This is a genomic window from Microbacterium sp. MYb54, assembly GCF_002979515.1.
Lineage (GTDB): Bacteria > Actinomycetota > Actinomycetes > Actinomycetales > Microbacteriaceae > Microbacterium.
Genome location: NZ_PCPA01000001.1, coordinates 198,457 through 213,400, shown reverse-complemented (window position 1 = coordinate 213,400; position 14,944 = coordinate 198,457). Strand labels below are relative to the sequence as shown.

12 protein-coding genes and 1 tRNA gene are annotated in these 14,944 nt (G+C 68.1%); 4 read left to right on the top strand and 9 right to left on the bottom strand.

The annotated features are described in order from the left end of the window. Positions 1 to 53 precede the first annotated feature (53 nt). Positions 54 to 3,107: a LamG-like jellyroll fold domain-containing protein gene (locus CQ040_RS00995; RefSeq protein ID WP_258131201.1), complete on the top strand. Its 3,054-nt coding sequence runs from the start codon at positions 54 to 56 to the stop codon at positions 3,105 to 3,107. 134 nt (positions 3,108 to 3,241) lie between these two features. Here the strand turns inward: CQ040_RS00995 and CQ040_RS00990 are convergent, their stop codons facing one another. Further along, on the bottom strand, positions 3,242 to 3,853 hold the full coding sequence (locus CQ040_RS00990; protein ID WP_105525497.1) for a TetR/AcrR family transcriptional regulator: 612 nt from the start codon (positions 3,851 to 3,853) through the stop codon (positions 3,242 to 3,244). A 113-nt stretch (positions 3,854 to 3,966) separates the two neighbouring features. On the opposite strand from CQ040_RS00990, the gene pdhA reads away from it, so the two are divergent. The 3 genes from pdhA to CQ040_RS00975 are packed head-to-tail and all read left to right on the top strand — an operon-like array spanning position 3,967 to position 7,287. Then, the gene (pdhA, locus tag CQ040_RS00985) at positions 3,967 to 5,076 is read left to right on the top strand and encodes a pyruvate dehydrogenase (acetyl-transferring) E1 component subunit alpha (RefSeq protein ID WP_105525498.1); all 1,110 of its coding nucleotides are present in this window, start codon (positions 3,967 to 3,969) and stop codon (positions 5,074 to 5,076) included. Further along, positions 5,073 to 6,065 (top strand): alpha-ketoacid dehydrogenase subunit beta, encoded by a 993-nt coding sequence (locus tag CQ040_RS00980; protein ID WP_105525499.1) that lies wholly within the window; start codon positions 5,073 to 5,075, stop codon positions 6,063 to 6,065. Before pdhA ends, CQ040_RS00980 begins: the two co-directional genes overlap by 4 nt. Positions 6,066 to 6,081: 16 nt before the next feature. After that, positions 6,082 to 7,287: a dihydrolipoamide acetyltransferase family protein gene (locus tag CQ040_RS00975; protein WP_105525674.1), complete on the top strand. Its 1,206-nt coding sequence runs from the start codon at positions 6,082 to 6,084 to the stop codon at positions 7,285 to 7,287. Between the two features lie 104 nt (positions 7,288 to 7,391). On the opposite strand, the gene CQ040_RS00970 is transcribed toward CQ040_RS00975, so the two are convergent. The 8 genes from CQ040_RS00970 to CQ040_RS00935 all read right to left on the bottom strand — a co-directional run bounded on the left by CQ040_RS00970 (position 7,392) and on the right by CQ040_RS00935 (position 14,884). Beyond that, a tRNA-Gln gene (locus CQ040_RS00970) sits at positions 7,392 to 7,463 on the bottom strand. 99 nt (positions 7,464 to 7,562) lie between these two features. Further along, complete coding sequence (gene gltX / locus CQ040_RS00965) at positions 7,563 to 9,068, bottom strand: glutamate--tRNA ligase (protein ID WP_105525500.1); 1,506 nt, start codon at positions 9,066 to 9,068, stop codon at positions 7,563 to 7,565. A gap of 86 nt (positions 9,069 to 9,154) precedes the next feature. Further along, entirely contained in the window at positions 9,155 to 9,715 is a 561-nt protein-coding gene (locus tag CQ040_RS00960; protein WP_105525501.1) for a hypothetical protein, read from the bottom strand. A gap of 42 nt (positions 9,716 to 9,757) precedes the next feature. Further along, positions 9,758 to 10,534: a class I SAM-dependent methyltransferase gene (locus CQ040_RS00955; RefSeq protein WP_105525502.1), complete on the bottom strand. Its 777-nt coding sequence runs from the start codon at positions 10,532 to 10,534 to the stop codon at positions 9,758 to 9,760. Then, a complete protein-coding gene (locus tag CQ040_RS00950) occupies positions 10,531 to 11,790 on the bottom strand; it encodes an MFS transporter (protein WP_105525503.1) in 1,260 nt (419 codons plus the stop codon). Before CQ040_RS00950 ends, CQ040_RS00955 begins: the two co-directional genes overlap by 4 nt. Next, entirely contained in the window at positions 11,787 to 12,563 is a 777-nt protein-coding gene (locus tag CQ040_RS00945; RefSeq protein WP_028502742.1) for a fumarylacetoacetate hydrolase family protein, read from the bottom strand. The genes CQ040_RS00950 and CQ040_RS00945 overlap by 4 nt, the downstream gene beginning before the upstream one ends. 116 nt (positions 12,564 to 12,679) lie before the next feature. Next, the gene (locus tag CQ040_RS00940; RefSeq protein WP_028502743.1) at positions 12,680 to 13,780 is read right to left on the bottom strand and encodes a branched-chain amino acid aminotransferase; all 1,101 of its coding nucleotides are present in this window, start codon (positions 13,778 to 13,780) and stop codon (positions 12,680 to 12,682) included. A 60-nt stretch (positions 13,781 to 13,840) separates the two neighbouring features. Beyond that, positions 13,841 to 14,884, bottom strand: coding sequence for a 3-isopropylmalate dehydrogenase (locus CQ040_RS00935; protein WP_105525504.1), 1,044 nt, complete (start codon positions 14,882 to 14,884; stop codon positions 13,841 to 13,843). Positions 14,885 to 14,944: the final 60 nt, after the last annotated feature.

The following is a 14,944-nucleotide window of genomic DNA, read 5'->3' as shown; positions in this document are numbered from 1 at the left end:
CCTCTCCCGCAGCCCACCCCGTACGAACCCGACCACCCACGTGAGGAATCCCCATGTCGACCACTGAGCATCCGATGAAGACGCGCTCTCGTCCCGAGGCGACGCTGCGTCGTGCGCTGGGCGGAGGGGTGATCGCGGCGACGACCGCATTCGCCCTGCTCGTTCCCGCCCTCCCGGCAGCGGCTATCGTGCCGACGGCTCCACCCGCCGCAGAGCCGATGACCCAGCAGCGCATCGATGCAGCGAACGATGCGTACAACGGCGTGGACGCGAAACTCGAGTTCATCACGATGTCCGACACCGAGCTCGGCGGCGCCGCCACTGCCGACAAGACCTCGGAGCAGGTCGCCTATGAGGGAGCGAAGCCGCATTTCCAGGCGATCCGGTCCTGGGCGGCCGCGAAGGGCTTCGACCCCAGCGTCGTCGTCGACAACGGCGACGTCGTCGGCGCGAACGATCCCGAGTACTCCGCCCACCTGGCGGGCGACAGCGAGAAGGTCGCAGGCTGGTATCGCGCGGTCGAGCGGGTCATGCGCGAGAGCTTCCCCGAGTCGCAGGTGCTGCTCACCCAGGGCAACCACGACATCGCCGATCTGATGGGCAAGACGTTCGAGTCCGCGCGGGCGGATGCCCCCGCCGGTGCGCCGGAGTGGTTCTACCCGAACGCCGACACTGCATACGTGAGCAACTTCCACACGACGATCGAGGGCATCGACTTCATCGGCCTCGACTACAACGGCACGAGCACGTTCGGCTACGGCGGGCAGCGCACCGGATATCAGGCCTTCCTCACCAGCACGCTGCAGGGCATCGCCGCGAAGCCCGACTACGACCCCGCCAAGCCGATCTTCGTCTCGATCCACAGCGGCTATTCCGGCACCTCGCTCGGCGGACCGTTCCACGGCGACTACGACCTCGCCGGCCCCGATCTGCAGCGCATCCTCGCCTCCTATCCCCAGGTGTTGCTCGGCTCGGCGCACACGCACTTCTCATCGAACCCGGAGACGAGCATCTTCCAGAAAGACTTCACGGTCTACGAGAACGCATCGATGAACTACATCTACCAAGATGTTCCGAGCGACTTCATCGGCGGTGGGTACTTCGGTGGCAACCAGGGCGATGCCGCCGCCGGAGTACCGCAGAAGAGCGCGAACTTCGTCTCGGTGCTCGCCGACGGCAGCACCGTCATCCGCCGTTTCGATGTCACTCACCAGCGCTGGATCGGCATGCCCTGGGTGGTCGACACGGCCAAGGGCAAGAGCGGTTTCACATACACCGCCGCGCAGCGCAGTACGACCGCGCCGTGGTGGGGCGCGGCCGCTATCACTGCGACCGATGTCACCGAGGAGTCGCTCACGCTCCGCTTCGACCCGGCCAAAGACGACGAACTCGTGAACTACTACGAGGTCGAGGTTCGCGACCAAGCCGGCAATCCGGTCTCGTTCACCGCGAACCAGATGCCCGACTTCGGGAACAACCCGGCAAAGTCCGTCACCGGATCGTTCAAGGCGTACTCCCGGTTCTACATGACTCCGAACACGATGGGCTTCGACATCCGCGGCCTGAAGGCGGCCAAGAACTACACCGTCACGGTCACCGCGTACGACGACTTCCAGAACGCGTCGGAGCCGCTCACCGGCACGGTGCGCACCGCCGGTGAGCTCATCTTCCCCGACTTCCCCGAGGCGCCGGCGCCCGCTCCTGACGGCGAGTTCCTGCACCTCGCGTTCGAGGGCGATCTCGGCGACGCCGGCTCGCACGCGGGCACAGCACCCGTGGCGAAGCCGGTGGGTTCGGTCTCCTATGTCGCCTCCGACCGCCCCTGGTCTTCGGGAACGGCCGCGCGCATCGGCGGCGGCGCAGGCAGCTACATCGACCTCGGGTCGCGCCCCGAGTTCGACCTCGGCACCGACAAGGACCTGACGATCGGCTTCTGGACGAAGGTCACCGGCGTCAGCGGGTACGGCGCGATCATCAGCAACAAGAACTGGGCGAACTGGTACCGCTCCGGCATCAACCTCGCACCGGAGGGAACCAACACCGGCAAGCTCGAGTTCACGCTCGGCGACGGCACCAACGGCGTCTACGCCACCGGCGACGTCGGCGAGTACCGCGGCTCCTGGCACCACATGACGCTCACGGTCGACCGCACGCGCAACATCGCGAGCACTTACATGGACGGCGTGCTCGCGAAGGAGACGAGCATCGCGGGCATCGGCAGCATGACCAGCGGGCTGAACATGCTCGTGGGCGTCGACGGGAGCAAGAGCTACGGCATCGGTCTCGACATGGACGACCTGAAGATGTGGGACACGGCGCTGAATGCAAGCGAGGTCGCGGGGCTGTACGCCGCGGACGATTCCTCCGCCGAGACTGCCGCTCTCGCACAGGCGGTCGAGTACGCGACCGAGCTGATGAACGCGAACGATGTCGAGGCCGTGAACGGCCGGGTCTTCGATCAGACGCTCACCGATGCACTCGCCACGGCGACGGCGAACAGCTCCGCCCTACTGGCGGGGACTGCCGCCCCGGTCGACGGTGCGGTGGCCGCGGCTGCTGCCAGGGCCGCTGCCGCGACACCGACGAAGGAACAGCTGCGCACGAGCTTCGATGCGCTGAAGACCGCCGTCGACGCGGTGGAGGCGCAGCCCGTGCGATTCAGCTATCGAACCGAGGTCCGGGGCGGGGCCGTGTCGCCTGCGGAGGGCGTCGCCGATCGTGGTGGCCAGGTGCGCCTGACGCTCACCCCGGCCGCCGGCTTCCGTATCGCCGGCTCGACGGTTGCGGTCAGCGGCGTCACGAGCTTCGCCATCGAAGGCAGCGAGCTGGTGTTGACCGGCGTGGAGAGCAGGGTGCTCGCCTCGGTGGAGTTCGCCCAGGTCGATGACGGCGGCCCCGGGGAAGGCGAGAACGGCGGCCCCGGCAACGGCGGCAACGGGAACGACGGCACCGGCGGCACCGGCACGAAGCCCGGATCCGATGACGCGTCGAAGGCCCTGGCCACGACGGGTGCGGACGCAGCGATGGGCTGGGTCTGGGCGGGCCTCGCCGCGACGCTGATGGCTGCCGGCGCCTGGCTCCTCCGCCTGCGTCGACGCTCGGCCTAGCAACGCTCGATGCTGCCCCCTGCATCCGATCCCGTCCGCGGATGATCGGATGCAGGGGGCAGAATCATTCCCGGCGCGACGGGCCGCTCCCGCCGCGCGCCTGGCCTGCACCGACCGCTAAGACGGGGCACGTCTCAGCCCGCGACGGCGCCACCGTCGCCGGCCAGCCCGAGCGCTGCCAGAGCATCCCGCGCTTGTGCACCGGCGGTCGCACGATCCGGCGCAGGGCGCAGACCCAGTAGGCGCTGACGATGGGGCTCCCCGAGAAGCAGCGTGAAGAGCTCCTCGGCGCGGACGACGTCATCGTCCGGCAGCAGCGACTGCAATCTCGCGATGTACCCACGAGGGCCCTCCTCGTAGAACCGGCGAGCGAGCTCGGGGAACCGTCGAGCCTCGCCGATCATCAGTCCATGCAGGCCCACCGCCTCGTCCGACTGCAGCGTGAACACGATGTCTTCGGCGAGTTGCTCGAGACCTTCGTCCGGCTCGTGCTGCCGGAGCGTCCGCTCGCGGAGACGTTCCACCGCAGCGAGGAAGATCTCGGTGCGGTCGCCGATGTAGACGTAGATCGTCCGCTTCGTCACGTGCGCCTCGGCGACGATGTCGTCGAGCGTGACCTGTTCGAACCCGCCCTCGACGAAGAGCCGCACAGCGGCGTCGAGGATGTCGTCGCGGCGCTGAGCGCGCTCATCCGCGGTAGGCCGACCGCGCTTGCGTCGTGGCGGGCTGTCCTCGATCTCCGGCATTCGATCCTCCTCGTGCACAGAACAACTATCATCGATTCTAGAATGATCCGTAGTTAGTTTCATTACTGGCGCGACGATCGCACCGCTCACCCCAGGCGAGAAGGAGAACCCTCATGCCCCCAGCCCGCACCGCCCGAACGACGAAGACCACGGCCTCACGTCCGCGACAGTCCTCCCCCTCCGATGAACAGCTGCGCGCCCTCCATCGTCAGATGGTCCTGATCCGACGCTTCGAAGAACGAGCCGCACGCGCATACGCCGAAGCCAAGGTCGGCGGATACTGCCACCTCAACCTCGGAGAAGAAGCGACCGTCGTGGGGCTCATGGCCGCCCTCGAGAAGAGCGACTACGTCTACGCCAACTACCGGGAGCACGGCTACGCGCTCGCCAGAGGGATTTCGCCGGAACGGGCGATGGCCGAGCTCTACGGACGCACGGACGGGGTCTCGCGCGGGTGGGGCGGGTCCATGCACATGTTCGATCTCGACTCCCGATTCATGGGCGGCTACGGAATCGTCGGCGGACAGATTCCCCTCGCCACAGGCACCGCACTCGCGATCGACTATCGCGGCGGGACCGAGGCCGTCATGTGCCTCATGGGCGATGGCACGACGAACATCGGAGCCTTCCACGAATCGCTCAACATCGCGGCGCTCTGGGGACTGCCGATCGTGTACGTCGTCAACAACAACGGACTCGGGATGGGGACGACCGTGGAGCAGTCCTCGGCAGAACCTGAGCTGTACAAGCGCGCCTCCTCGTATCGCATGGCTTCCGCCCGCGTCGACGGTGGTGACCCGGTCGCCGTGCTCGATGCCGCACGTATCGCACTCGCCAGCGCCAGGGCAGGCCGGCCCTATCTCCTGGAGACGATGACCGGCCGGATGAAGGGGCACTCCGTCGTCGACCCCGCCCGCTACCGCTCCGAAGACGAGCGCGCCGCCGCCCGAGCCGCCGATCCGGTCGCGAATTTCGCCGCTTCCCTGCGCGAACGAGGCGTCCTCGGAGAGGGAGAGATCGAGAAGATCGATGCCGAGATCACAGCGGACGTCGCCGCCGCGGCGGCATTCGCCGATGCGAGCCCGGAACCCGACGTCTCCACGCTCTTCGACTACACGTACGCGACCCCCGTTCCGAATGACTCACGGCGCCTCCCCGGCCACGCTCTCTTCCCCGCACCGCCGAGACCGCACGACCTCGTATCCGCAGGGGGTGTCCGTTGAGCGTCATCAGCTACCGGCAGGCTCTGCACGATGCACTCCGCCTCGAGATGCTGCGAGACGACGACGTGTTCCTCATCGGAGAGGAGATCGGGCGCTTCGAAGGGTCTTACAAGATCACGGCCGGCCTGCTCGACGAATTCGGCCCGAAACGCGTCCGGGACACCCCCATCGCGGAAGAGGGCTTCACCGGTGCAGCGATCGGAGCGGCGATGGTGGGTCTCCGCCCGGTCGTCGAGATCATGACGATCAACTTCTCGCTGCTCGCCCTCGATCAGATCGTGAACCACGCCGCGAAGATCTACGGCATGTTCGGCGGCCAGGCCCATGTGCCCCTCGTCATCCGCACCCCCGGAGGCGGCGGGCAGCAGCTCGGCGCGACCCATTCGCAGAACATCGAGCTGTACTACGCGTTCGTCCCCGGGATGAAGGTCGTCGCCCCCGCCACTCCCGCCGACGCCAAGGCACTGATGATCGCCGCCATCCGCGATGAGGATCCCGTCCTCGTCCTCGAGAACCTGGCGCTGTACAACACCACCGGCGAGGTGCCGGACGAACTCGAGCCGGCCGAGATCGGCCGCGCCTCGGTCGCTCGTGAAGGCAGCGACATCACCGTGGTCGCCTACTCCCGGATGACGCTAGTCGCTCTGGAGGCCGCCGAGCGCCTGGCCGCCGAAGGCATCGACGTCGAGGTCGTCGACCTGCGCAGCCTGCGGCCTCTCGACCGCGAGACCATCGTCGCATCCGTGCGCAAGACGAACTGCGCCGTGACCCTGGAAGACGACTGGCTCACCTACGGCATCGGCGCGGAGATCGCCGCCACGATCAGCGACGGCGCCTTCGACTGGCTGGACGCCCCTGTCCGCCGGGTCGCCATGGCAGAGGTGCCGATGCCGTACGCCAAGTCCCTGGAAAGCGCCGCGCTGCCATCTGTCGACGACGCCGTCACCGCCATCCGTGAAACGCTCGACGCCGTCGCCCGGCGCCGATGAGAACGAAGAAGAGACCATGATCGACATCCTCATGCCCCGCCTCTCCGACACGATGACCGAGGGAGCGATCGCCGCCTGGCACAAGAAGCCGGGCGACGTCGTCGCCCCCGGCGATCTCCTGCTCGAGGTCGAGACCGACAAGGCCCTGATGGAACAGGAGGCCTATGACGCCGGCGTGCTCGCGGAGATCCTCGTGCCCGAGGGCGAGAACGTCGCCATCGGCACACCGATCGCACGGCTCGACGACGGCAGCGGCATCCCCGCCCCCTCGGCAGGAGGCGTCCCCGCCCCGAACAGCGCCATGCCTGCACCATCCGCTCCGGTGCCGACGAGCGTCGAAGACGCGACAGCGACGGCGGTTCCGGCAGCGGCGGCACGCGTGGCGGCGACGCCGCTCGTGCGCCGCATCGCCAGGGAGCACGGAATCGACCTCTCGGTGGTCACCGGCACGGGACCAGGAGGGCGCATCGTCAGGGCCGACCTCGACAGCCCGATCGTCGCGCCCGCTCCGGCGCCCGAAGACCGAGCACTCGCTGCGGACGTGGTCCCCTTCGACGCCACTCGCCGGATCATCGCCGCGCGGATGTCGGAGACCACGTCGATCCCGACCTTCACAGCGACATCCTCGGCACGGATCGACGAGCTCCTCGCGCTGCGCGCGCGTATCAACGAGACCACGGCGTCCGCGGCGCGCATCAGCATCAACGACCTCTTCGTCAAGGCGGTGGCCCTGGCCCTGCGGGCTCACCCCGGGATCAATGCCTCCTACTCCCCTGCCGGTGGCGGCGCCACGCTCCTGCACCGCGACGCCCATATCGGAGTGGCGATGGCGGCGCCCGCAGGACTGGTGGTCCCCGTGGTGCGTGCGGCGGACGCCGCGACGATGACGACCATCGCCGCTCGCACGCGGGATCTCGCGGAGCGGGCCGCTGAGCGCCGGCTCAGTGCGGCAGAGCTGAACGGTGGTACCTTCACCGTCAGCAACCTCGGCATGTTCGGGGTCGACCACTTCACGGCGATCATCAATCACCCGCAGGGAGCCATTCTCGCCGTCGGAGGAATCCGCGAGGAGCTGACACTCGTCGACGAGCGGGTGATCGCCCAGCGGCGGATCAGCTACACACTCACGGCCGATCACCGGATCATCGACGGCGCCCTGGGCGCTCAGTTCCTGGCGACGCTGACGCACCTGCTCGAAGAACCGCTGCAGCTGCTCCTGTGAGCCGGAGTGCGGGGGCTTCAGGGCTCCCGCACCTGGCGGTCGATCACTTCCACGCACGCCTCGGAAACGAAGAAACCCCCGCCTGAGCGGGGGTTTTCATCTTGCTGGGGTACCTGGACTCGAACCAAGAACAACGGAACCAGAAACCGCCGTGTTGCCAATTACACCATACCCCAAGGGCGAAACCTGAGCCTCGCACCGAGATTAAAGCTTACCCGAGCGACGGCAGAACGCCAAAACCACCGGCGTGTGCCGCCGCTCGGGCGCGTCGCGCCTCAGCTCCCAAGGAAAGCGGAGAGGGCACGTAGACGGCGCAGCGACTCGTCCTTGCCCAGCAGCTCCATCGACTCGAACAGCGGCGGCGAGATCCGCCGGCCCGTGATGGCCACGCGCGGCGGGCCGTAGGCGATGCGCGGCTTGAGCTCGAGCTTCTCGACCAGCTCTGCGGCCAGCGCCTCCTGGATCTTCTCGGGAGTGAACTCCTCCACCGGCTCGAGAGCCACGATGCACGCGTCGAGCACCTCGGCAGCGTTCGCCGGCAGGCCCTTGAGCGCATCCTCGGCGTACGACACCTCGTCGGTGAAGAGGAAGCCGACCATGCCGGGAACCTCACCCAGCAGCTGCACGCGCTCCTGGACGAGAGGTGCGACGCGGAACGCCATCACCAGCTGCTCGTGCGTGGGCTCGTCGAAGAGACCGGCTGCGGCGAGGTACGGGATCGTCCGCTCGGCGAAGTCCTTCTCCCCCAGCATCCGGATGTGGTCGCCGTTGATCGACTCGGCCTTCTTCTGGTCGAAGCGTGCCGGGTTCGGGTTGACGTTGACGATGTCGAACGCGGCGGTGAACTCGTCGAGCGAGAACACGTCGCGGTCGGGGCCGATCGACCAGCCGAGAAGCGCGAGGTAGTTGAGCAGCCCCTCGGGGATGAAACCGCGGTCGCGGTGCAGGAACAGGTCGGCCTGCGGGTCGCGCTTGGAGAGCTTCTTGTTGCCGGTCTCTCCCAGCACGAGCGGCATGTGCGCGAAGCGGGGCACGAACGTCGTGACGCCCGCGTCGATGAGGGCGGCATAGAGCGACAGCTGGCGCGCGGTCGACGGCATGAGGTCTTCGCCGCGCAGCACGTGGGTGATGCCCATGAGCGCGTCGTCGACCGGGTTCACGAACGTGTACAGCGGCACGCCGTTCGGGCGCACGACCACGAAGTCGGGGAACGAGCCGGCGGGGAACGTGACCTCGCCGCGGATGAGGTCGACGTAGGTGACGTCTTCGTCCGGCACGCGCAGGCGCAGGGCGGGCTGACGGCCCTCGTCGCGGAACGCCGCCTTCTGCTCGTCGGTCAGGTCGCGGTCGAAGTTGTCGTACCCGAGCTGCTTGGCACGACCGGCGGCCTCGTTGCGGGCGTCGATCTCCTCGGCCGTCGAGTAGCTCTCATAGAGCGCACCGGTGGCGATGAGCTTGTCGATCACCTCACGGTAGATGTCGTGGCGCTCCGACTGCCGGTACGGAGCGTGCGGTCCGCCGACCTCGACACCCTCATCCCAGTCGATCTTGAGCCACGTGAGAGCGTCGATGAGCTGACGGAAGCTCTCCTCGCTGTCGCGGGCGGCGTCGGTGTCCTCGATGCGGAACACCATCTTCCCGCCGTTGTGGCGGGCGTAGGCCCAGTTGTAGAGAGCCGTGCGGACCATGCCGACATGCGGCAGACCGGTCGGCGAGGGGCAGAAACGGACGCGGACGTCGGCACCACTGACAGTCGTGGTGAGGGGGTGAGGGGTAGCCATAGCCCTTCGATTCTACGGGGACGGCGCGTTCCGCCGTCGGCCTTCCGAACCGCTCAGTCGGGGGTGCTCACCGCCGCGGTGCAACCTCACCCTCCCGGGCAGTCACAGTCGCCTCCGCTGTGGCATTGGCAGACCGGTGGCGGGTAGTCCGCCACCGTGACCACCTCCCGTACCTGCAGGTCCCCGAAGGGTACGACTTGTTCGTAGCCGGCTGCATCCGCGTCGTCACCGCATGCGACACCCTCCACGCGGATCTCGGCGGCGGCCGTCGGGAAGACGAAATCGATGCAGGTCACGGCGTTCGACTGCTGGTACCACAGCCCTCCGCCTGTCTCCGCGCCGCCGTCCACGGCCAGGGTCAGGGTGACGCTGTCCTCGGACTCGTCCAAGGCCAACAGGGTGTACGAATGGTTGCCATCGTCAGCACCGACTCGCGCATCACCGATGAAGTCGAGTCCCGCGATGGTGGCTTCCGGGTCGCTGACGATCTGGTCGCGGTACTCCCACAACACGTCTTGGGCCCCTTCGACCGCGTCAGCGAGGCTGTCGCTGACCAGGCTCTCGATGCTCGGTGCGCAGCCTGTGGTCACGCCGATCGTCAGGGCGAGCACGACGCCCGCGGCGACTCGTCCGGCGAGGTGGGTCATGAGTATGACCGTAGCGCAGGGCCATGCCGCATCCGCGGACGCTCAGGGCAGCGCTCGCGGCCCCGCGCTCACGGCGACTGCCGCACGGTGCTCCAGGGGCAGCGAGTCACGCACACTCCGCTCCTCGACGACCACCTCGAACGCCGCGCGGAAGCGGTGCCGGTCAACAGGTTCGAGCCCCGCATAGAGGGCGCCTGCGCCGGCCACTCCCCCTTCGACCGAGCGCCACAGTGCGGCCGGATCCGCGTTCCAGATCCAGCCGACCTCTGTGACCGTGACGGACCGCAGCCCGGCTTCCTGCAGCATCCGCCCGAATCCGTCGGCCGTCCGCTCGAAATCCTCGGTGGTCGGGAGTCGATCGCCCGCTAACGGAACGATCCCGGCACGCTCGCTGATCTCGGCCCAGAGCCAGGAGGGCGAAAGCGTCCAGGTCGTCGCCACGACGGCACCCCGGCTGATCCGTCGCAGCTCCGCAGCGGACGAGCGTGGAGATGCGACATGATTCAACACGAAGTTCGCGACCGCGACGTCGAACGCTCCGTCCGCGAACGGAAGCTCAGGAAGTGCGCCGTCGATCGTCTCGATCAACGGGTGCAGCTGACGCGAGGCCGCGCGCATGGTGGGCTCGGGTTCACATGCGCTGACACCCCAGCCCTCCGCCGACCATGCCGCCGCGAGCGTGCCGTCTCCGGCGCCGACGTCGACCAGGCGGCGGCCGTTCGGTTCCCCCAGCGCATCGCGCATCGTGGGGAACGTGCCCGCGCACAGGTCGGCGTAGGACGCGGAGTAGGCCTCGCCGACACCGGCCCAGTGCTTCATCGTGCCCCGGAGCGCGCCAGTGGAGACAGCGCCACGATCGCGACGACCAGGACGAACGCGGCGATGCCGAGGCCCGAATACTGGAAGTTCGACAACACCACACCGGCCAGCACCGAGCCTGCCGCTGCCGAAAGACTCATCAGAGAGTCGCTGCGCCCCTGCCTGCGTGTGCGGAGCTCGGGTGCGGATGCCTCGGTGAGTAGAGCGGCACCAGCCACCGTCGCCGCGCTCCATCCCAGGCCCAGCAGAATGAGCGCGACCATCACCCCCCAGGCCTCCGTGCCCGTGAACACGGCGAATGCGAGGGCTCCGGCCAGCAGCACCTGTCCGAGCAGCACGACCCTGAGTCGGCCCCAGCGGTCGGCCAGCACGCCGAACACCGGCGACAGGGCGTACATCCCGCCGACATGCAGAGCGATGGTGATCCCCACCAGCGCCGACACATCAGCCGGAGTCGCGGCCATGCCACCGGCGCCGTGCGCCATGTGCGACAGGTGCACTGGCGTCATCGCCATGACCGAGGCCATGACGACGTGAGAACCGGCGATCGCGAAGATCGCATATCGCGCGACTCGCGGGCGGTCGGCCTGGGATACCCCTGTCGCGGCAGCCGCCGCCTTCGCCAGACGCTGTGCCGCGAGGAGCGGGTCCGGGCGCAGGGCGACGATGTACAGCACCAACGCCACGCACTGCGCGACGAAGGAGAACAGATAGGAGCCGGTCTGCGGCGGCATCCCGACCGCCTGCCCGACGATCTCGCCAGGACCGAGCAGAAGCGGCCCTGCGACTCCGCCGATAGTGGTCGACCAGACGACGATCGAGAGATCGCGGCCCCGATGCTGCGGCGCGGCGAGATCGGTCGCGGCGAATCGCGACTGCAGGTTCCCGGCGTTGCCCGCGCCGATCATCAGGATGCCGGCGAGCAGAAGGGGGAACACCCGCAACGAGGCGGCGAGAATCACGACGGCGATGCCCACCAACGCGAAGAGGTTGCCGAGCGTGAGAGCACGACGCCGTCCGACGCGGGCGGCGAGTCTGGCGAGCGGGATGGCACACGCCGCCGCACCCAGCGTGACGGAGGCCGTGGCGAGACCCGAGAGTGCGTCGTTCCCCGAGATGTCGGCCGCCAGGAGTGCGCCGAGCGAGACCGTGGCCCCGAAGGCGATCCCACCCAGCACCTGCCCGAACGACAGCACCAGCACGGTGCGCCGCTGGACCGCCGTCTGCTGCGCCGCCGTCAGGGCGACGTCGGTCATGGCGCGGGTACGGCGTCGCGCACGGTGTTGCGCAGGATTCCCAGCCCCGAGATCTCGACCTCGACGACGTCTCCGGCAACGAACGTGCCGACACCGGCCGGCGTACCCGTCATGATGACATCGCCGGGAAGCAGGGTGAACACCGCTGAGGCGTATTCGATGATCGCCGGCACCGAGTGGATCATGTCGGTGAGCGGCGCGTGCTGGCGCACCTCGCCGTTGACCCGTGTCTCGATCGTGGCCTTCGACGAATCGAAGTCGGTCTCGATCACGGGCCCGAGCGGACAGAACGTGTCGAAGCCCTTCGCACGCGCCCACTGGCCGTCCTTGCGCTGCAGGTCGCGCGCGGTCACGTCGTTGCCGATCGTGTAGCCGAGCACGTAGTCGAGCGCGTTCTCGGCCTTCACGTTCTTCGCGATCTTCCCGATGACCACGACGAGCTCGCCCTCGTACTCGGTGCGCTCGGACAGCGTCGGGCGCACGATCGTGTCGCCGGGGCCGATCACGGAGGTGTTCGGCTTGAGGAACAGCAGCGGCTCCTCGGGGGCCACTCCCCCCATCTCAGCTGCGTGGTCGTGGTAGTTCTTGCCGACACAGACCACCTTCGACCGCGGAATCACGGGCGCGAGCAGAGCCGCATCTGCCAAGGGCACACGTGCCCCGGTGGTCTCGTACCCGGCGAACATCGGGTCTCCGGCCAGCACCACGAGCTCACGCTCGTCGATGATCCCGTACATGATGGCTTCGTCGTGGCTGAACCGGGCGATCTTCATGGGATCCAGCCTACCGAGCGCAGTCCACCTCGCCGAGACCCACCGCAGACGCCGAGACCCACGCCCGCAAGTGGCAGCAGGCGTGGGTCTCGGTGGTGAGCGTGGGTCTCGACCGATCAGGCGTCGAGGCGCAGGAGCCAGCCGTGCTTGTCCTCGCGACGACCGTACTGGATGTCGGTGAGCTCCTCGCGCAGGGAGAGCGCGAGCTCGCCCAGCGGCTGCGGCTCGTCGAAGCCCTCGCCGACGAGCGCGCCGATCGGGGTGACGACCGCGGCCGTGCCGCACGCGAACACCTCGACGATGTCGCCGGAGGCCACGCCTTCGCGCCACTCGTCGATCGAGATCGGTCGCTTCTCGACCGTGTAGCCACGGTCCTCGGCAAGCTGCAGGAGAGAGTCGCGCGTGATGCCCTCGAGGATGCTGTCCGACTCGGGGGTGACGACACGGCCGTCCTTGAAGACGAAGACGACGTTCATGCCGCCGAGCTCTTCGACGTTGCGGTGCTCGTTCAGGAACACGACCTGGTCACAGCCCTTGGCACTCGCCTCGCTCTGTGCGAGCAGGCTCGATGCGTAGTTGCCGCCGGTCTTCGCCTTGCCCGTTCCGCCCTTGCCCGCGCGGGCGTACTCCTCGGAGAGCCAGATGCGCACCGGCTTCACACCGCCGGAGAAGTAGGCGCCTGCGGGGCTCGCGATCACGTAGTAGGCGACCTTCTGCGCGGCACGCACGCCGAGGAACGCCTCTTTGGCGAACATGAACGGGCGCAGGTACAGGCTCTGGTCGGCTCCGCCCGGCACCCAGCGTCCGTCGACGGCGACGAGCTCGCGCAGCGACTGGATGAAGTACTCGGTCGGCAGTTCAGGCAGCGCGAGGCGACGGGCACTGGCCTGCAGACGCGCGGCGTTACGGTCGGGCCGGAAGGTGTGGATCGAGCCGTCGGCGTGACGGTAGGCCTTGATGCCCTCGAAGATCTCCTGCGCATAGTGCAGGACGGAGGCCGCCGGGTCGAGCGGGATCGGACCGTAGGGCTGCACACGCGGACGGTGCCATCCGCCCTTGGCCGACCAGCAGATGTCGACCATGTGGTCGGTGAAGACCACACCGAACCCAGGATTCTCCAGCGCCTCGGCGAGCCGGGCGGGTGAGACCGCGTTCAGGTTCTTCATGACGAGGAACTCCAGTGGAGCCACGGTCGCCTCTGCATCGATGGTCGTCATCTCGTCTTCCATTCCTCGTGGGTGGGCGCATCTTCGCGCCCGTTCAGCCTACGCCTGCGGTCAGAGGCGTGCAGTGATCGCGGAGCCGATCTCCGCCGTCGTACGGGCCGCCGTGCGGGCGGCGATGTCGGCCTCGACCGCGGCGCTCACGCGTGCGGATTCCTCGGCGAGACCGAGGTGGTCGAGCAGCAGCGCGATCGAGAGGATCGCGGCGGTCGGGTCGGCCTTCTGCTGCCCCGCGATGTCGGGAGCGGAGCCGTGCACGGGCTCGAACATCGAGGGGAACGCGCCGTCGGGGTTGATGTTCCCCGATGCGGCGAGGCCGATGCCGCCGGTGACCGCGCCGGCGAGGTCGGTGAGGATGTCGCCGAACAGGTTGTCGGTCACGATCACGTCGAAGCGCGAGGGGTCTGTGACCAGGAAGATCGTGGCGGCATCGACGTGCAGGTAGTCGACGGCGACGTCGGGGTGCCCGGCTGCGACCTCGTTCACGATGCGCTGCCAGATCGCGCCGGCGTGCACGAGAACGTTGGTCTTGTGCACGAGCGTCACCTTCTTGCGACGACGCTCTGCGAGCTCGAACGCGTAGCGCACGACGCGCTCGACGCCGAATGCGGTGTTCACCGAGGTCTCGTTCGCGATCTCGTGCGGCGTGCCCTTGCGGATCGCGCCGCCGTTGCCGACGTAAGGTCCCTCCGTGCCTTCACGCACCACGACGAAGTCGATCTCGCCCGGGTCGGACAGGAGGCCGGGGGCACCGACGAAGAGCTTCGACGGACGCAGGTTCACGTAGTGGTCGAGAGTGAAGCGCAGCTTGAGCAGCAGCCCGCGCTCGATGTTGGCGTCTTTCAGGCGCGGGTCGCCGGGGGTGCCGCCGACCGCGCCGAGCAGGATCGCATCGTTCGATGCGATGGCTGCGAGGTCGTCATCCGTGAGCGTGTCGCCGGTCTCGAGGAAGCGACCGGCACCGAGCGAGAAACGTGACTTGTCGAAGACAACTCCGCTGTCGGCAGTGACGGCGTCGAGCACCTTCTCCGCCTCGGCGATGACCTCGGGTCCGATGCCGTCACCGGGGATGACGGCCAGCTTCACGACACGCGACATTGACACTCCTTGCGCACTGCACGGGGATGGACCGGCCCTGGCCCGACGAGTGTCGAGCGA

Coding starts and splice junctions, on each gene's coding strand:
- CQ040_RS00995 (WP_258131201.1), top strand. CDS start 54: ATGTCGACCACTGAGCATCCGATGAAGACGCGCTCTCGTCCCGAGGCG.
- CQ040_RS00990 (WP_105525497.1), bottom strand. CDS start 3,853: ATGCCGGAGATCGAGGACAGCCCGCCACGACGCAAGCGCGGTCGGCCT.
- pdhA (WP_105525498.1), top strand. CDS start 3,967: ATGCCCCCAGCCCGCACCGCCCGAACGACGAAGACCACGGCCTCACGT.
- CQ040_RS00975 (WP_105525674.1), top strand. CDS start 6,082: ATGATCGACATCCTCATGCCCCGCCTCTCCGACACGATGACCGAGGGA.
- gltX (WP_105525500.1), bottom strand. CDS start 9,068: ATGGCTACCCCTCACCCCCTCACCACGACTGTCAGTGGTGCCGACGTC.
- CQ040_RS00960 (WP_105525501.1), bottom strand. CDS start 9,715: ATGACCCACCTCGCCGGACGAGTCGCCGCGGGCGTCGTGCTCGCCCTG.
- CQ040_RS00955 (WP_105525502.1), bottom strand. CDS start 10,534: ATGAAGCACTGGGCCGGTGTCGGCGAGGCCTACTCCGCGTCCTACGCC.
- CQ040_RS00950 (WP_105525503.1), bottom strand. CDS start 11,790: ATGACCGACGTCGCCCTGACGGCGGCGCAGCAGACGGCGGTCCAGCGG.
- CQ040_RS00945 (WP_028502742.1), bottom strand. CDS start 12,563: ATGAAGATCGCCCGGTTCAGCCACGACGAAGCCATCATGTACGGGATC.
- CQ040_RS00940 (WP_028502743.1), bottom strand. CDS start 13,780: ATGACGACCATCGATGCAGAGGCGACCGTGGCTCCACTGGAGTTCCTC.
- CQ040_RS00935 (WP_105525504.1), bottom strand. CDS start 14,884: ATGTCGCGTGTCGTGAAGCTGGCCGTCATCCCCGGTGACGGCATCGGA.